Raw genomic sequence first — 15,837 nt, forward strand, 5'->3', positions numbered from 1 at the left:
TACACGTGAACGAAGAACCCCAAGTCCTCTACTGCGACGCCTGGCTCATGGCCATCGATAAGCCCGCCGGCATGATCGTCCACGGCGACGGCACCGGCGAGCGCACGCTTACCGACTATGCCAGCGACCTTTTGCTGGCGATGGGCGACGGCTTTGCCGCGACCGACATGCAGCCGCTCAACCGCTTGGACCGCGACACCACCGGCGTGGTGCTGTTCTCGCTCGACAAGCAGACGCAGCCCGCCTTTGACCAGATGGTCATCAACCACGCCTTCGAAAAGCACTATCTGGCGCTCGCCGAGGGCAAGATCGACTGGAACGAAAAGCTCATCGACAAGCCCATCGCCCGCGACCGCCACGATAGCCGCAAGATGCGCGTCGGCGCCAGCGGCAAGCCGTCGCAGACGCGCGTGAAGGTGCTCAAGCGCCTTAAGAGCCGCCGAGGCCTGCCCACCCGTTCGTATATCGATGTTGAGCTGCTCACCGGCCGCAAACACCAGATCCGCGTGCACCTGGCAAGCGAGCGCCATCCCCTGGTTGGCGACGACCTGTACGGAACGCCGCGCCCCTGTGGCCTCATGCTCCACGCCCACAGCGTATCCTTTACCCATCCCGTAACCGGCGAGCACATCTACATCGAAGCCCCCTGCCCCTGGGAGCCCTAAAACCTGCCAAAAAGGGACAGGTTTATTTTGGCAGGTTTTATCTGCGCAAACGTCAAGCCGCCACGATGGCTCAGCCGCGGCGCCAAAACGTCTCGATCTGTAACAGTTAGAACCCATTTTCCGGTCTATCTGTTACAGATCGAGACATTCAAATCCCCCTCAAGGGATAATCTCGATCTGTAACAATAACTCGGCAAAATCGGTCCCAGATGTTACAGATTGAGACAAAGGGATGGCGCGGTTCGGAAGTATCTCAATCTGTAACATCTAACCCACTTTTAACGGTCCAGTTGTTACAGACTTAGACAAACCGGCGGATAACGAAAGCGGCAACGCCTGTGATGGACGTTGCCGCTTTTCTATTGAGAAAACTACTCGGTTTTCGTTACGAACCACCACAATGGGGACAGGCACCTTTGTGATGGTTTTGGCCTTGTCCCGTCGCTAGACCGTGATGACGTTGTCCATTGCCCGATACTTGGCGGGCACCTCTCCCGCGGTAATAATCGTTGCGTCGCGAAAGTCCGCGAACTTGACGGGCGCCACCATGCCAAATTTACTGGCGTCCGAGATTACAAAGCGCTTGGCCGTATGGCGCATCGAGATGCGCTTTACTTGCGCCTCCTCGATATCGGGCGCCGTGAAGCCCTGCTCGGCGGCAATGCCGTTAGAACCCCAAAAGCCACAGTTGAAGTTGTAGCGGTCTAAGGTTGCCAAGGCATCGGGGCCAACGAGTGCTTCGGTCTCGGGCTTGAGCTCGCCGCCTAGTACCACGGTACGCATGCCGCGCAAAGCGAGGTGCTGAGCATGGAGCACGGAATCGGTCACATAGGTGACATCTTCAAGGTGTGGAAGATGCTCGATGAGCTTGAGCGTCGTCGAGCCCGAGTCGATGTATACAAAGCTCTCGGGCTCCACGAGCGCCGCGGCGCGGGCGCAGATACGCTCCTTATCGTCGTTATGGAGGTCGCTGCGCTCATTGAGCGTTAGGTCGCGCGTCACGTGTGCGCGCTCAAGACTCGTCGCTCCGCCGTGGACCTTGGCGATGCGGTGTGCTCGATCGAGCGTCTGCAGGTCGCGCCGAATGGTAGACGCCGTTACGCCCAGGGTATCGGCAAGCTCTTGCACAGTAACCGAGCCAGCCTGCTGGACCATCGACACGATCGCGTTGAGCCTATCCTCCGCAAGCATCGCTTACTCCTCCTCGGGGTACACGACTCCCCAGTCGGCGCGGAGCTTGGTCATAAGCTCCATAACATCAGAAGCATAATCCAGAAGCTCGCGCTTCGAATCATCGCCGGCAACGGCCTTCTCCAGGTCGGCCATCTCGTAGCACAGAGCGTATGCCTCGGTGCCGGTGTGGACCTCCTCACGGTGCCCGTCCGCAGTCCACACGATGGTCGCGTGATCGGCACGCGGATATTCGTTGACCTCGATATAGCACTTGTCAAAGCTGATGACCGAGCGCTTGGGCTGCTTGGAGTGAAGTGTAAGGCTCACCACGCCCAGCTGCTGCTCGGCATTACGGCAGACGATGCCGCCCGCAACGTCAACGCCGGTCTCGCAGGTGTTGCCGAGTGAAACGACCTCAACAGGCTGGCTTGCCATAAAGAGGCGCATGACGGACAGGGCATACACGCCAATATCGAGCATGGCACCGCCAGCAAGGTTGCGATTGTAGAAACGGTTGGTCAGGTCGCCGTATTCCTTGTAGCTGCCAAAGTTGAGCTGAGCGAGGTTCATGCGGCCAAACTCGCCGGCATCCATGCGGCGGCACAGCTCCCGATACAAGGGCATGTGGAGCACCGTGGTGGCGTCCATAAGGACCACGTTATGCTCGTCGGCAATGGCACGCGCTTCGTCGAGCTCGGCGGAGTTGAGGGTGATGGCCTTCTCGCAAAGCACGTGCTTGCCAGCTGCCAGAGCGGCGCGCAGGTAGGTGATATGCGTGTTATGCGGCGTGGTGATATAAACGGCGTCGATGTCGGGATCGGCGTAGAGGTCCTCAACCGTCTCGTACACCTTCTCGACGCCATACTGCTCGGCAAAAGCCTGGGCCTTGGAAAGCGTACGGTTGGCGACGCCCGCAAGCTTGCGGCCGGCAAGGGCGAGAGACTGGGCCATCTGATTGGCGATAACGCCGCAGCCGATCACAGCCCAGCGAAGCTCGGGAGCCGTAAAGATGTCGTTAGGGAACGGCTGATGCTGGACCGAGGCAAACGCCGCCTTAGCGGCTGCTTCGGCGTCGAGCGGAGCCTGTTTGGAATCTGTCATCATGTGCCTCCTGAGTCACCGGAAGTTCTTCATTTCCAACAGCCTTATATTCGCACAAATTTGCGCGTATTTGCTTGTATTTGCGTGTTTATTTGTTTATCGGTTATTATTAAACCATTATTAGCAGATATTTGCGCGGCTATGCGCATTATCGCGCAAGACTCTGTGCGTAAATACGCATGCATCGATCGTTATGATGCAGAAAAAGGCGGAACAACAAAACCCCTAAAGGCAAAGCAGGCTGTCTTACTCTGCCCTCTAGGGGCATCAGACATCAAAAGACCATCCCTAACTGCCGGCACATAAGGACTGTCCCAGGCTGCCGAAACCTGGGGGCGTTCCCCGTACGACGCTTTCGTGGCAAGACTGTCCCCATCAACTAGCCGTTAAAGAACGTCCCCAACGACTAGTCATTTATGTCTGTCCCCAATGAGTATAGCCACTCATTTATGTCTGTCCCCAATGAGTAGCCACTCATTTAAGTCTGTCCCCAATGAGTATATCCCCAATGAGTAGGGATAGAAAAAGGCCCGGGTGCCGTGGCATCCGGGCCTTTGTTAGCAACTTAGATGTTGCGGGCAGCTTAGAACTTGTGGCCGCACTTCTTGCAGACGCGCAGCTTGTTCTTGCCGTCCTTCTCGTGACCGACGCGGGTAACCTTACCGCACTCGGGGCAAACGAGATTGACGTTGGAGGCATCGATAGGAGCCTCCTGCGAAACGATGCCGCCCTGCTGGTTGGCAGCGTTGGGCTTGACGGCCTTCTTGACGACCGAAACGCCCTCGACAACGACCTTGTTCTCGGCAGGGAGAGCACGCAGGACAACGCCCTGCTTGCCGCGATCCTTACCAGAGAGAACCTGGACCTTATCGCCCTTCTTGATATACATATATCTCCCCTAACTACAGGGTCTCGGGAGCGAGCGAGACGATCTTCATGTACTTCTTGTCACGAAGCTCGCGAGCGACGGGCCCGAAGATACGGGTGCCGACGGGCGAACCATCGTTGTTGATGACAACGCAGGCGTTATCATCAAAGCGAATGTAGGAGCCATCCTTGCGGCGGATCTCCTTAACGGTGCGAACGACGACGCAACGGACAACGTCCTTCTTCTTGACGTTGGCGCCAGGGGTAGCCTCCTGGACAGCACCGATGAACACATCGCCGATGCCTGCATAACGACGCTTGGAACCGCCAAGCACCTTGATGCAGCGAATCTTGCGAGCGCCGGAGTTGTCGGCGACGTTCAGCATGGTTTGCATCTGAATCATGGTAGATGTTCCTCCGAACTAAGAACCGAAGAGAGGTGCGCAGCCTTTATACGGCCCATGGTATGCAAGCCAGGCATACGCACATCTTCGGAAACGTACAAGTCGTAAGAGCGACTGCTTATTTAGCGCGCTCGACGACCTCGATGAGGCGCCAACGCTTCATCTTGGACATAGGACGGGTCTCCATAACGCGGACGGTATCGCCCACGCCAGCCGTGCACTCCTCGTCGTGAGCGTGCAGCTTCTTGGAGCTGGTCATCATCTTGCCGTACTTGGGGTGACGCTTGCGCTCGGTGATGGTGACAACGATGGTCTTGGCACCGGAGACGGAGGTAACGACACCCGTACGGACCTTACGCGAGTTACGCGAATCAGTCATGTTCTCTCCTTAGGTCCTACTCGGCGACAGCGGACTTCTCCGCTGCGATCTCGCGGGCGCGCTGCTCCGTGAGGACGCGAGCGATGTCCTTCTTCACGGTGTTGACGCGAGCGGTGTTGTCCAGCTGGCTGGTGGCCATCTGGAAACGAAGGTTAAAGAGCTCGGCGCGCATTTCCTTCAGCTTCTCAACGAGCTGAGCGTCCGAGAGCTCACGAATCTCTGCGGGCTTCATTAGTTCTCCTCCTCGGCCGTCTCTGTAGCGGCAGGCTTAGCGACGATCTTGGTCTTGATGGGGAGCTTGTGCTGCGCCAGACGCAGAGCCTCGCGAGCGACCTCCTCGGGCACGCCCTTGACCTCGAACATGATGCGGCCGGGCTTGACGACGGCCACCCACTCCTCGGGGTTACCCTTACCAGAACCCATGCGAGTCTCGGCAGGCTTCTTAGTGATGGGCTTATCGGGGAAGATCGTGATGTAGACACGACCACCACGCTTCATGTAGCGGGTCATGGCAATACGAGCGGCCTCGATCTGACGGTTGGTGATCCAATGGGCCTCGAGAGCCTGGATACCAAACTCGCCGAAATGCAGCTCGGTATTACCCTTGGCCTGGCCCTTCATGGAGCCACGCTGCACCTTGCGGTGAAGAATACGCTTAGGGGCAAGCACTACTGACCCCTCCTCTCGGAGTTACGACGACGAGGACGGGAAGAGCCCTCGAGTGCAGGGTTGGGAACAGGCTGGCCCGGGAGCTTCTCGCCCAGGTAGATCCAGACCTTCACGCCGCAGGCACCCATGGTGGTGCTGGCGACAGCCGTGCCGTAGTCGATCTTGGCACGGAGGGTGTGCAGAGGCACGCGACCCTCACGGTACCACTCACGACGGCCCATCTCGGCACCGCCGAGACGACCGGAGCACTGGATACGGATGCCCTTAGCGCCGGCCTTGCGGGCGGACTGGACAGCCTTGCGCATAGCGCGACGGAAGGCAACGCGGCCCTCGAGCTGCTCAGCGATAGACTGAGCAACGAGGTTGGCGTCGAGCTCGGGGCGCTTGATCTCGACAACGTCGACGGAGAGCTGGCCCTTGGAGACGCCAGCGACCTTCTCGAGCTCGGTGCGAAGGGTATCGATCTCGGCACCCTTCTTACCGATGACAACGCCGGGGCGAGCGGTGAAGATAATGACCTTCACCTTGTCGCCAGCGCGCTCGATCTCGACGCGGGAGACAGCTGCGCGGGAGAGACGCTTCTCGAGGTACTTGCGGATCTCGAGATCGTTACCGAGGGTCTTAGCGTAATCCTTCTCTGCGAACCAGCGGGAGCGCCAGTTCTCGGTGATGCCAAGACGGAAGCCGGTGGGGTAGACTTTCTGACCCATACAGCTTTACGCCTCCTTTCGAGGAGCAACGACGACGGTGATGTGGGAAGTACGCTTCAGAATGCGAGAAGCGGAACCCTTGGCGCGGGGACGGATGCGCTTAAGCGTCGGACCCTCGTCAACATAGGCAGCAGCGACAACCAGGTTGTCGGCACGCAGACCGTTGTTGTTCTCGGCGTTCGCAACGGCGGAACGGAGAACCTTCTCGACATCCACGGCGACGGCGCGGTCGCAGAAGTGGAGGATGTCGAAGGCCTGAGCGACAGGCTTGCGGCGGATCAGATCGACCACCAGGCGGGCCTTGCTGGGGGAAACACGCACGTACTTAGCGACGGCGCGAACCTCGGTGGCCTCAGTTTCAATAGACTTAGTTGCCATTTACGGTTAACCCCCTATTTGGCCTTGTGGCCACGGAACGTACGAGTCGGCGCAAACTCGCCGAGCTTGTGACCAACCATGGACTCGGTAACATACACGGGCACATGCTTGCGGCCGTCGTGGACGGCGATGGTGTGACCAACCATCTCGGGGAAGATGGTGGACGCGCGGGACCAAGTCTTCACGACGTCCTTCTTGCCAGCCTCGTTCATCGCGGTGATACGCGAGAGAAGGCGAGTCTCCACGAACGGGCCCTTTTTGAGACTTCTGCTCATAAGTGCTTTCTCCTAAAACTCGGTATCCGAAATTACTTCTTACGGCGACGAATGATGTGCTGGTTCGAGACCTTCTTCTTCTTGCGCGTACGAAGGCCCTTCGTCGGCTTACCCCAGGGGGTAACAGAGGGACGACCAGAGGTGTGGTTCTTGCCCTCGCCACCGCCGTGCGGGTGGTCGACAGGGTTCATAACGGTACCGCGGACGGTCGGGCGCACGTTCATGTGACGCTTACGGCCGGCCTTGCCGATGACGATGTTGGCGTGATCAGCGTTGCCGACCTCACCGACGGTGGCGCGGCAGGTAACGAGGATGCGGCGCATCTCAGAGGAAGGCATACGGACGATGGCGTACTTGCCCTCCTTACCCATCAGCTGGCAGGAGTTACCGGCGGAACGGGCGATAGCGGCGCCCTTGCCCGGCTGGAACTCGACGGCGTGGATGAGCGTACCGACGGGGATGTCGGCGAGGGGCAGAGCGTTGCCCGGCTTGATGTCGGCGTCAGAACCGGACATGACGGTCTGACCGACCTCGAGGCCCTTGGGGGCCAGGATGTAGCGCTTCTCACCGTCAGCATAGTGCAGCAGAGCGATGCGAGCGGAACGGTTCGGATCGTACTCGATCGTGGCAACCTTGGCGGGCACGCCGTCCTTGTTGCGCTTGAAGTCGATCACGCGGTAACGACGCTTCACGCCGCCGCCCTGGTGGCGGGTGGTGATGCGGCCGTTGTTGTTACGACCGGCCTTCTTGGGCAGGGGCTCGAGAAGAGACTTCTCGGGCTTGGTGCAGGTGATCTCGGAGAAGTCGGAGATCGTCTGCCAACGCCTGCCAGCGGAGGTCGGCTTAAGGTGCTTTACAGCCATTACAATCCCTTTCAATAGGTATCCGTTAGCCATCGCAGACAGGGATTCGAGGTTCTGCCTCGGGTGCGATGACACCGGACGTATACACGGTTCCGGGCGTGTCCATTTTATACGCCCAAAACCTTGAGCTCTCGCCTCCCCTATTTGGGAGGCATGAGCTCACTCAACAGCAGCGAGTCTTAGGCCTGGTTGCCAAAGACCTCGATGGTGTCGCCCTCGGCCAGCGTAACGATGGCCTTCTTCCAAGAACGGGTCTTGCCGGCGACATAGCGCACGCGCTTGGTCTTGGGCTTGACCGTCAGGGTGTTCACGCGAACGACCTTGACGCCGAAGATCTCCTCGACAGCGTCCTTGATCTGATACTTGTTAGCATCCTTGGCGACCTCGAACGTGTACTTGTTCTGCTCCATGCCGGAGAAGGAACGCTCGGACACGATCGGACGGATGATGATCTCGTGGGCGGTCATTTATGCAAGCACCTCCCCGAAGTGAGCGGCGATGTCGGCGGGCATCAGCACAGCGTTGTTGTTGACGAGATCATAGGTGTTGGCCTCGTCGGCAGTGATGATGAACGTCTTGGGAATGTTGCGGAACGACAGGTAGGCGTTGACGTCCTCATCGCGAACGATGATGGTCAGACGCTTGCCCTCAAGGCCAAGAGCCTTGAGCATGGCAACGGCAGCCTTGGTGGAAGGCTTCTCGAAGCCGTAGTCGTCGACGAGCACGAGCTCGCCATCGGCCAGCTTGGCGGACAGCGCAGAGCGCATAGCCAGCTTGACCTCCTTGTTGTTCATACGCTTAGCGTAGGAACGGGGCTTGGGGGCGAAGACAACGCCACCGTGACGCCACTGGGCAGCACGGATGGAACCCTGGCGGGCACGACCGGTGCCCTTCTGACGCCAAGGCTTCTTGCCGCCACCGGAAACCTCAGAGCGGCCCTTAGCGGACTGGGTGCCCTGACGCCAAGAGGCCATCTGGCACTTGACGATGTGGTGCATAACGTGGATGTTCGGCTCGATGCCGTACACCTCAGCGGCGAGCTCGGCCTCGGCGACCTTCTTGCCCTCGCTGTTCTTTACTTCAAACTTTGCCATTTAAGTGTTCTCCTTGGTATGACGCTGGGCTAAATGGGCTGGGCCCTTAGGCCATACGGATGGCGACGAGACCATTCTTGGCACCCGGGACAGCGCCCTTGACCAAGATGAGGTTCTGCTCGGCATCGATGCGGACAACGGAAAGGTTCTTGACGGTAACGCGCTCGTTACCCATGTGGCCGGCCATCTTGACGCCCTTGAGGACGCGCGCAGGATAGGCGCACTGACCGATAGAACCGGGGTGACGCTGGAAGTGAGAACCATGCGTCATAGGACCGCGGCGCTGACCCCAGCGCTTGATGCGACCCTGGAAGCCCTTACCCTTGGAGGTACCGATGACGTCGACCTTCTCGACATCAGCGAAATCAGCGACGGTGACGACCTCGCCGACCTTGTGCTCCTCGCCGTTCTCGACGCGGACCTCACGAAGGAAGCGGACAGGCTCGACGCCGGCCTTGGCGAAGTGACCAGCCATGGGCTTGTTCACGTTCTTGGCCTTGATGTCGCCGAAACCGATCTGGACGGCGTCATAGCCGTCGGTTGCCTGAGTTTTAACCTGCGAGACAGCGCAGGGGCCAGCCTGGATGACCGTGACGGGAACGACGTTGTCGTTCTCGTCCCAAACCTGGGTCATGCCAATCTTGCGGCCGAGAATCATGCTGATCAAGATATGATCCCAACTCTCGCGTGGTCTTGGGACAATGCGTACACCACCGAGCGTACGCCCCTAGAGGACCACTACTTACACGACGTGCTCCCCAGCCTTGTATTGCGTCCGAACTACCTGACAACCCTATTAAGCAGGCATTTTGTCCAGCCAGAATACTCCCCTGGTTACACACAGCTGTTTAGTATACACGGCTGCGGGCGTATCCATCGAGATTCATATTTCACTCACATTGTTTACGCAGGTAAAGTGCGTGAAGTCGCCTGGGCTTGGCAGAGGGGCGGCGAAATATATTAAATTTGCTGCTCTACAGTCCTGCGCAAGACGGAAAGCACATTAAGTGCTTTCCTTTGCGTGCGGAACTCGCGACAAACTTAATATATTTCGCCGCCCCTCTGCCAAGCTCGGGAGACGACACGTTGATGTCTGCTTAACTCTACTCGCTCAGCTAATGACTTTGTTGGGGATCCACAATTTGCTGCAAGGTGAACTTGCATTGGGGCGTATCGTCCTCTTCTCGCGCATCGTCGAAATCGAAGATCATAATGGCGCAGTTGGGGAGTTTTGCTGGGAGCTCGAAGCCCTCTGGAGCTGCAGCCTTGATGAATTGGCGGCTGGCGCTGCCGTGGCTTACTGCTAGGAGGGTTTCGATGCCCTCGGCGCCCATGAGATTGGTGAGGGTGTCTACCATGCGTTCTTGCAGCGCGCGGCTTCCTTCTCCTCCGAAGGGGACCAAATCCTCGCCCGGATCCCAAACGTCGGTAGGCAATGCGTCATGCGGGCCTTCCTCGAAGGTCCCATAGCCGCGCTCGATGATGCCTTCGCAGGGCTCGACAGTAGCATCCGGACCGAGAATCTCGCATGCGACGAGACTTGCCGTGTCCATGGCTCGGCCTAAAGGCGATGAGACCACTTTGTCGGGGACGACGCCGTGGGCTTTGAGCCATTCGGCTGCCGCTTGGGCCTGTTGACGGCCCAAATCGGTAAGCGGTGAATCACAGCGACCCTGGACGAGCTTTTTTACGTTGAATTCCGTCTGGCCGTGGCGGAGCAGATACAGCCTCTTCATATTCTCCCCTTCTGTATAACGTGCTTTGCCGGCGCAGACCTACTCGTGGGTATGCCCTACGTAGTCATCGTCGATCGTAATCTTGGCAATCGACTTGGGAAATTCCGATTCGACCCTCTGGGCCAACGCGTGCTTGAGCTCATCGGACCCCATGCCCAAATCCGAGGGACGCACGCAGTCAAAGATCACGTTGGTGTGCGTAGGACCCGGCACACAGCGCAGGTCATGAATCGAAAGGCGGCTATCGATCTGTTGGGCCATGGCGTGAATGCGCAAACGCATGCTCGCCACATTGGGGTCATCGGTCACGATGGGATCGTAGTGAAGCGTGACAATCATGTCGTCTTCGTCCCTAAATGCCTGTTCAATGTTGTCGAGCGTGTCGTGACTTTCCAGCGGGCTGGCCTCGGCCGCCATCTCGGCGTGAGCGCTTGCGAACTTCCTGCCCGGGCCGTAGTCGTGAACCATTAGGTCATGAACGCCCAAAACGCCAGGGTAGCTCATGATCTTGCCGCGAATATATTCGACCAGTTTGGGATCGGGCGCCTGACCCAAAAGCGGGCTCACCGTATCCTGGATGAGTTCAAAACCGCTCCAGCCAATATAGGCGCCAACGGCAAGGCCGACCCAAGCATCAAGATTGACATGCGTCACCTGCGAAACAATTGCGCACGCTAACACGGCGCCTGTGGCAAGGACATCGTTCTTGGAATCTTGCGCGGTCGCATGCAGCGTCTCAGACTCAATACGGTCACCGAGCTTTTGGTTGAGGGCCGCCATCCACAGTTTAACAACCATCGAAAGCGCCAAGACTGCCACCAGGGCAAGCGAGAACTCGACGGGTTCGGGGTGGACGATACGCTCAAACGAGGACTTCACCAGTTCGAGGCCGATGAGCAGCACGAGCGCCGCCACGACCAGACCCGAGAGATACTCGTAGCGGCCATGGCCGTAAGGGTGCTCGGGGTCTGCCGGCTTGCCCGCCAGCTTAAAGCCAAGCACGCTCACGATGTTTGAGCTGGCGTCGGACAGGTTGTTCATGGCGTCCGCCACAATCGAAACCGATCCCGACAGCACGCCAATTGCACCCTTCGCAGCGCATAGTGCCACATTAGCGAGAATACACACCACGCCCGCCAACGTGCCCACGCGCGCACGGTCGCCCTGCGCACGACGAACGATCCACTCGACCATCTATATCTGCCCCCAACAGTTTTACTCATACACCCGTTTGTCGAATAGCTCAGTAGTGTAGACCCTTTACCCCATCGATACAAAAAAGGCCGCAACCCTTAGGGCTGCGGCCTTACAAATCGCACTATCGAGCAAAAAGCTTAGAGCTTGATGTCGATGTCGACGCCAGCGGGGAGGTCGAGACGCATGAGCGAATCAACGGTGCCCGAGGTGGGGTCGAGGATGTCGATGAGGCGCTTGTGGGTGCGCATCTCGAACTGCTCGCGGGAGTCCTTGTCCTTGTGCGGCGAGCGGATAACCGTGTACAGGTTGCGCTCGGTGGGCAGGGGGACAGGACCGGAAACGCGAGCGCCGGTCTTCTGAGCGGTCTCGACAATGAGCTTCGCGGACTGATCGACGACCTCGTGATCATAGCCCTTGAGGCGAATGCGGATCTTCTGGGTAGCCAACTTAAACCTCCAAAGAGTGCGAGAGATGTTCTCGCGGATTACGTAACAGGGAGCTCGAACTTAGGCGTTCTTGCTCATGACCTCGTCCACGATGGACTTGGGCGCAGGCTCATAAGAGTCGAACTGCATCGTGTAGGATGCACGGCCCTGGGTCTGGGAGCGAAGGTCGGTAGCGTAACCGAACATCTCGCCCAGCGGCACCTTGGCACGGATGAGCTTGGTGTTCTTGCGATCCTCCATGCCCTCGATCTTGCCGCGGCGACCGGAGAGGTTGCCCATAACGTCGCCCATGTACTGCTCGGGGGTCTCGACCTCGACAGCCATGATCGGCTCGAGCAGCTGCGGATCGGACTTCTTGAGGGCGTCCTTGATAGCCATGGAACCGGCGATCTTGAAGGCGGCCTCGGAGGAGTCGACCTCGTGGTAAGAACCGTCGAACAGGGTGACCTTAACGTCGAGGACCGGGAAGCCGGCGATAACACCGGTGTTCAGGGCCTCCTGGATGCCCTTGTCGATGGACGGGATGTACTCCTTGGGCACGACGCCGCCGACGATAGCGTTGACGAACTCGTAGCCGAAGCCCTCCTCCATCTTCTCGAGCTTGATGACGGCGTGGCCGTACTGACCGCGACCGCCGGACTGACGGACGAACTTGCCCTCAGCCCTCTCGACGTCGTGACCAGCGGTCTCGCGGTAGGCAACCTGGGGCTTACCGACGTTAGCGTCAACCTTGAACTCACGGAGCAGACGGTCAACGATGATCTCGAGGTGCAGCTCGCCCATGCCGGCGATGATGGTCTGGCCGGTCTCGTGGTTGGTGGACACCGTGAAGGTCGGGTCCTCCTCGGCGAGCTTGGTCAGAGCCAGGGACATCTTGTCCTGCTCGGCCTTGGTCTTGGGCTCGATGGCAACGTCGATAACGGGCTTAGCGAACTCGATCTTCTCGAGGACGATCTCCTTGCCCTCGGCGCACAGGGTGTCACCGGTGGTGGAGTTCTTGAAGCCAACGCAGGCGACGATGTCACCGGCGCAAGCGTCGTCACGGTCGATACGCTCGGCGGCGTTCATCTCGAGGATGCGGCCGAGGCGCTCGCGCTGACCGTTGGAGGCGTTGACCACGTAGGAGCCGGACTCGGCGCGACCGGAATAAACGCGGACGTAGGTGAGCTTACCGACGAACGGGTCGGTCATGATCTTGAAGACCAGGCCGGAGAAGGGCTCGTCGAAGGAGGGATGACGCACGATCTCCTCGCCGGTTTCCGGATCGGTACCGGTGACGGCCTCAACGTCGAGCGGGCTGGGCAGGTAGTCGACGACAGCGTCGAGCAGCTCCTGAACGCCCTTGTTCTTGTAGGCGGAGCCCACAAAGACGAGGTTGAGCTCGTTGGCCAGAACGCCCTTGCGAAGAGCAGCCTTGAGCTCCTCGACGGTGAAGTCCTCCTCCATGAGGATCTTCTCCATGAGCTCGTCGTCAAAGCTGGCAGCGGCGTCGAGGAGCTCCTCGCGCTTGGTGGCAGCGATGTCGGCGAACTCAGCCGGGATCTCGTCCATCGGCTCGGGGTAGGTCATGCCCTTCTCGTCGGCCTTGAAGTCCCATGCAGTCATGGTGACCAGGTCGATGACGCCCCAGAAGTTGTCCTCGGCGCCCATCGGGACCTGAGCGGCCACGGCGTTAGCGTCGAGACGATCCTTCATGGTCTCGATAGCGTTGAAGAAGTCAGCGCCCACGCGGTCATACTTGTTGATGAAGGCGATGCGGGGAACGTTGAAGGTAGAAGCCTGACGCCAAACGGTCTCAGACTGGGGCTGGACGCCGGCAACGGCGTCGAAGACGGCGACAGCGCCATCGAGGACGCGCAGGCAGCGCTCGACCTCGGCGGTGAAGTCAACGTGGCCCGGGGTGTCGATGATCTGGATGCGGTAGTCCTTACCGTCCTTGTTCCAGAAGCACGTGGTAGCAGCGGAGGTAATGGTTACGCCGCGCTCCTGCTCCTGAACCATCCAGTCCATGGTGGCAGCGCCCTCATGGACCTCACCGATCTTGTGGGTCTTACCGGTGTAGTAAAGAATACGCTCGGTCGTGGTGGTCTTACCGGCATCGATGTGGGCCATGATGCCGATGTTACGGGTATCGGAAAGCTTGTGCTTAGCCTTAGCCATGTTAGTTCCTTACCTTAACTTACCAACGATAGTGAGAGAACGCGCGGTTGGCCTCGGCCATCTTGAAGACGTCCTCACGCTTCTTGACGGAAGCGCCCAGGCCGTTGGAAGCGTCCAGAATCTCGTTTGCGAGACGCTCAGCCATGGTCTTCTCCTTGCGAGCGCGGGAGAAGTTGACGATCCAGCGGATGCCCAGAGCGGTGGAACGACGGGAGTTGACCTCCATCGGGACCTGATAGGTAGCGCCACCGACACGCTTGGGCTTAACCTCGAGCGTGGGCTTGACGTTGTCCATAGCCTTCTTGAAGGTAGCGAGAGCGTCGCCACCCTCGGACTTCTCGGCAACGATCTCGAAAGCGGTGTAAACGATGCGCTCAGCGGTAGCCTTCTTGCCGTCAAGAAGGACCTTGTTGATGAGCTGAGTCACCAGGCGGTTGTTGTAAACGGCGTCAGGCTGAACCTCACGACGATTAGCTGCTGCACGACGCGGCATGTGAAATCTCCTTAAGTGTCTACCGTGCGGCGCTTAGGCGGCACACGGCGAAAGTATCAAAACGTTATCTGGCTTATTTGGCCTTGGGGCGCTTAGCACCGTACTTGGAACGGGCCTGCATACGGTTCTGGACCGGAGCAGCATCGTAGGCGCCACGGATGACGTGATAACGGACACCAGGGAGGTCACGAACACGACCGCCGCGGACGAGCACGATGGAGTGCTCCTGCAGGTTGTGGCCCTCACCCGGAATGTAAGCAGTAACTTCGATGCCGTTGACGAGGCGAACACGGGCAACCTTACGAAGAGCCGAGTTCGGCTTCTTGGGGCTCGTGGTGAAGACGCGGGTGCACACGCCGCGCTTCTGGGAGTTGTGCTGCAGAGCAGCGTTCTTGGACTTCTTGGGCGCGGAACGACGGCCCTGGCGAACCAGCTGGTTAATAGTAGGCAAAGCGTACTCCTTCTCGAATGATTCCAGCTTTCTGTAAAGTGCAACGGCTTGAATCGAGGGGTCAGCATCCCCCTACGAAACACGCAGTTCGATAGGATACGTGCCGTTAGCTGTGTCGTCAACAGACCACGCCGCCGGGCGTATCCTAAAATAGCCACATTTCCGCAAAGCCTACACAGACGATATGAGCAGGACATAAAAACATTGAGAGCCCCTGCTGCATGAAAGACCGCGGATTAGGCCGACAATGGTGAGTGTCTAATTCAGCCGCGGCGGCCACGCCGCATTCATGGAAGGGGCTCCCATGCTCGATACTACCACCTTCGTCGGCCTCGACGTCCACGCCCGCTCGATAAAGGCAGTCTCCCTCGACGTCATGACCGGGGAGGTGCGCTGCGCGACCTTCGGCTACGACGCCGGGGCAGTCGCGGAGTGGGTGCGGTCCGTGGACCCAAAGGCCAGGTGCGTGTACGAATCCGGGGTCACGGGGTTCGACCTGCAGAAGAGGCTCTCCGGCCTCGGGGTCGACTGCGTGGTCGGCGCCGTCTCGAAGATGATCAAGCCCAGCGCGGACAGGCGCAGGAAGAACGACCGCAACGACGCCGAGTTCCTCGCCCGCATGCTGTCGGTCGGCAACGTCGTCGAGGTGTGGGTCCCCGACGACGAGTGCGAGGCCGCCCGCGACCTGACCAGGGCGCTCGAGGACGCGAGGGACGACCTCTCGCGCGCGAAGCAGCGGCTCTCCAAATTCCTGCTCAGGCACGGGCTCGCCTCTT

General features: G+C 59.2%; 22 protein-coding genes. 2 read left to right on the forward strand and 20 right to left on the reverse strand.

Annotation, left to right across the window (positions count from 1 at the left end):
- Positions 1-5: 5 nt before the first annotated feature.
- Positions 6-665: an RluA family pseudouridine synthase gene (locus tag ACQRAP_RS04520; protein WP_427795015.1), complete on the forward strand. Its 660-nt coding sequence runs from the start codon at positions 6-8 to the stop codon at positions 663-665.
- Positions 666-1,109: 444 nt separating this feature from the next.
- Here the strand turns inward: ACQRAP_RS04520 and ACQRAP_RS04525 are convergent, their stop codons facing one another.
- From ACQRAP_RS04525 to rpsL, 20 genes are all read right to left on the reverse strand, one after another.
- Positions 1,110-1,856, reverse strand: coding sequence for a DeoR/GlpR family DNA-binding transcription regulator (locus ACQRAP_RS04525; RefSeq protein ID WP_427717633.1), 747 nt, complete (start codon positions 1,854-1,856; stop codon positions 1,110-1,112).
- Between the two features lie 3 nt (positions 1,857-1,859).
- A complete protein-coding gene (locus ACQRAP_RS04530) occupies positions 1,860-2,939 on the reverse strand; it encodes a Gfo/Idh/MocA family protein (protein WP_427795016.1) in 1,080 nt (359 codons plus the stop codon).
- A 583-nt stretch (positions 2,940-3,522) separates the two neighbouring features.
- Positions 3,523-3,828: a 50S ribosomal protein L24 gene (rplX, locus tag ACQRAP_RS04535; protein ID WP_006235043.1), complete on the reverse strand. Its 306-nt coding sequence runs from the start codon at positions 3,826-3,828 to the stop codon at positions 3,523-3,525.
- 13 nt (positions 3,829-3,841) lie between these two features.
- On the reverse strand, positions 3,842-4,210 hold the full coding sequence (rplN, locus tag ACQRAP_RS04540; RefSeq protein WP_117734331.1) for a 50S ribosomal protein L14: 369 nt from the start codon (positions 4,208-4,210) through the stop codon (positions 3,842-3,844).
- Positions 4,211-4,328: 118 nt separating this feature from the next.
- Positions 4,329-4,589 (reverse strand): 30S ribosomal protein S17, encoded by a 261-nt coding sequence (rpsQ, locus tag ACQRAP_RS04545; protein WP_006235040.1) that lies wholly within the window; start codon positions 4,587-4,589, stop codon positions 4,329-4,331.
- Positions 4,590-4,605: 16 nt separating this feature from the next.
- Complete coding sequence (rpmC, locus tag ACQRAP_RS04550; RefSeq protein WP_006235039.1) at positions 4,606-4,821, reverse strand: 50S ribosomal protein L29; 216 nt, start codon at positions 4,819-4,821, stop codon at positions 4,606-4,608.
- A complete protein-coding gene (rplP, locus tag ACQRAP_RS04555; protein WP_370450531.1) occupies positions 4,821-5,258 on the reverse strand; it encodes a 50S ribosomal protein L16 in 438 nt (145 codons plus the stop codon). Before rplP ends, rpmC begins: the two co-directional genes overlap by 1 nt.
- Positions 5,258-5,968 (reverse strand): 30S ribosomal protein S3, encoded by a 711-nt coding sequence (gene rpsC / locus ACQRAP_RS04560; protein ID WP_154514689.1) that lies wholly within the window; start codon positions 5,966-5,968, stop codon positions 5,258-5,260. The genes rplP and rpsC overlap by 1 nt, the downstream gene beginning before the upstream one ends.
- A 6-nt stretch (positions 5,969-5,974) precedes the next feature.
- On the reverse strand, positions 5,975-6,346 hold the full coding sequence (rplV, locus tag ACQRAP_RS04565; protein WP_006235036.1) for a 50S ribosomal protein L22: 372 nt from the start codon (positions 6,344-6,346) through the stop codon (positions 5,975-5,977).
- Positions 6,347-6,360: 14 nt separating this feature from the next.
- On the reverse strand, positions 6,361-6,621 hold the full coding sequence (gene rpsS / locus ACQRAP_RS04570) for a 30S ribosomal protein S19 (RefSeq protein ID WP_006235035.1): 261 nt from the start codon (positions 6,619-6,621) through the stop codon (positions 6,361-6,363).
- 32 nt (positions 6,622-6,653) lie between these two features.
- Positions 6,654-7,484 (reverse strand): 50S ribosomal protein L2, encoded by an 831-nt coding sequence (rplB, locus tag ACQRAP_RS04575; RefSeq protein ID WP_117583062.1) that lies wholly within the window; start codon positions 7,482-7,484, stop codon positions 6,654-6,656.
- A gap of 179 nt (positions 7,485-7,663) precedes the next feature.
- A complete protein-coding gene (gene rplW / locus ACQRAP_RS04580) occupies positions 7,664-7,951 on the reverse strand; it encodes a 50S ribosomal protein L23 (protein WP_006235033.1) in 288 nt (95 codons plus the stop codon).
- A complete protein-coding gene (gene rplD, locus ACQRAP_RS04585) occupies positions 7,952-8,578 on the reverse strand; it encodes a 50S ribosomal protein L4 (protein ID WP_006235032.1) in 627 nt (208 codons plus the stop codon).
- A 46-nt stretch (positions 8,579-8,624) separates the two neighbouring features.
- The gene (rplC, locus tag ACQRAP_RS04590) at positions 8,625-9,245 is read right to left on the reverse strand and encodes a 50S ribosomal protein L3 (protein WP_089572481.1); all 621 of its coding nucleotides are present in this window, start codon (positions 9,243-9,245) and stop codon (positions 8,625-8,627) included.
- A 448-nt stretch (positions 9,246-9,693) separates the two neighbouring features.
- Positions 9,694-10,314 carry a histidine phosphatase family protein gene (locus ACQRAP_RS04595; protein WP_427727116.1) on the reverse strand — a complete coding sequence of 207 codons (621 nt, stop codon included), beginning with the start codon at positions 10,312-10,314 and terminating at the stop codon, positions 9,694-9,696.
- A gap of 39 nt (positions 10,315-10,353) precedes the next feature.
- On the reverse strand, positions 10,354-11,508 hold the full coding sequence (locus ACQRAP_RS04600; protein ID WP_427795017.1) for a cation diffusion facilitator family transporter: 1,155 nt from the start codon (positions 11,506-11,508) through the stop codon (positions 10,354-10,356).
- A gap of 140 nt (positions 11,509-11,648) precedes the next feature.
- Positions 11,649-11,957: a 30S ribosomal protein S10 gene (rpsJ, locus tag ACQRAP_RS04605; RefSeq protein ID WP_427717612.1), complete on the reverse strand. Its 309-nt coding sequence runs from the start codon at positions 11,955-11,957 to the stop codon at positions 11,649-11,651.
- 60 nt (positions 11,958-12,017) lie between these two features.
- On the reverse strand, positions 12,018-14,117 hold the full coding sequence (fusA, locus tag ACQRAP_RS04610) for an elongation factor G (protein WP_154514697.1): 2,100 nt from the start codon (positions 14,115-14,117) through the stop codon (positions 12,018-12,020).
- 19 nt (positions 14,118-14,136) lie between these two features.
- Complete coding sequence (gene rpsG, locus ACQRAP_RS04615) at positions 14,137-14,610, reverse strand: 30S ribosomal protein S7 (RefSeq protein ID WP_006235013.1); 474 nt, start codon at positions 14,608-14,610, stop codon at positions 14,137-14,139.
- 73 nt (positions 14,611-14,683) lie between these two features.
- A complete protein-coding gene (gene rpsL, locus ACQRAP_RS04620) occupies positions 14,684-15,061 on the reverse strand; it encodes a 30S ribosomal protein S12 (protein ID WP_154514699.1) in 378 nt (125 codons plus the stop codon).
- A 304-nt stretch (positions 15,062-15,365) separates the two neighbouring features.
- On the opposite strand from rpsL, the gene ACQRAP_RS04625 reads away from it, so the two are divergent.
- Positions 15,366-15,837, forward strand: a 472-nt coding sequence (locus ACQRAP_RS04625) for an IS110 family transposase (RefSeq protein WP_427795018.1), incomplete at its 3' end; no start/stop codon positions are given.

The organism is Collinsella sp. SGI.180, assembly GCF_050313455.1.
In the GTDB taxonomy this organism is placed as follows: domain Bacteria; phylum Actinomycetota; class Coriobacteriia; order Coriobacteriales; family Coriobacteriaceae; genus Collinsella.

Excerpts from the sequence above, each read along its gene's own strand:
- rpmC (WP_006235039.1), bottom strand. The coding sequence starts at position 4,821 with ATGAAGCCCGCAGAGATTCGTGAGCTCTCGGACGCTCAGCTCGTTGAG.
- rplN (WP_117734331.1), bottom strand. The coding sequence starts at position 4,210 with ATGATTCAGATGCAAACCATGCTGAACGTCGCCGACAACTCCGGCGCT.
- rpsG (WP_006235013.1), bottom strand. The coding sequence starts at position 14,610 with ATGCCGCGTCGTGCAGCAGCTAATCGTCGTGAGGTTCAGCCTGACGCC.
- rplV (WP_006235036.1), bottom strand. The coding sequence starts at position 6,346 with ATGGCAACTAAGTCTATTGAAACTGAGGCCACCGAGGTTCGCGCCGTC.
- rpsC (WP_154514689.1), bottom strand. The coding sequence starts at position 5,968 with ATGGGTCAGAAAGTCTACCCCACCGGCTTCCGTCTTGGCATCACCGAG.
- rplD (WP_006235032.1), bottom strand. The coding sequence starts at position 8,578 with ATGGCAAAGTTTGAAGTAAAGAACAGCGAGGGCAAGAAGGTCGCCGAG.
- rpsQ (WP_006235040.1), bottom strand. The coding sequence starts at position 4,589 with ATGACTGATTCGCGTAACTCGCGTAAGGTCCGTACGGGTGTCGTTACC.
- ACQRAP_RS04530 (WP_427795016.1), bottom strand. The coding sequence starts at position 2,939 with ATGACAGATTCCAAACAGGCTCCGCTCGACGCCGAAGCAGCCGCTAAG.
- fusA (WP_154514697.1), bottom strand. The coding sequence starts at position 14,117 with ATGGCTAAGGCTAAGCACAAGCTTTCCGATACCCGTAACATCGGCATC.
- ACQRAP_RS04525 (WP_427717633.1), bottom strand. The coding sequence starts at position 1,856 with ATGCTTGCGGAGGATAGGCTCAACGCGATCGTGTCGATGGTCCAGCAG.
- rplW (WP_006235033.1), bottom strand. The coding sequence starts at position 7,951 with ATGACCGCCCACGAGATCATCATCCGTCCGATCGTGTCCGAGCGTTCC.
- rplB (WP_117583062.1), bottom strand. The coding sequence starts at position 7,484 with ATGGCTGTAAAGCACCTTAAGCCGACCTCCGCTGGCAGGCGTTGGCAG.
- rplX (WP_006235043.1), bottom strand. The coding sequence starts at position 3,828 with ATGTATATCAAGAAGGGCGATAAGGTCCAGGTTCTCTCTGGTAAGGAT.
- rpsS (WP_006235035.1), bottom strand. The coding sequence starts at position 6,621 with ATGAGCAGAAGTCTCAAAAAGGGCCCGTTCGTGGAGACTCGCCTTCTC.
- ACQRAP_RS04595 (WP_427727116.1), bottom strand. The coding sequence starts at position 10,314 with ATGAAGAGGCTGTATCTGCTCCGCCACGGCCAGACGGAATTCAACGTA.
- ACQRAP_RS04600 (WP_427795017.1), bottom strand. The coding sequence starts at position 11,508 with ATGGTCGAGTGGATCGTTCGTCGTGCGCAGGGCGACCGTGCGCGCGTG.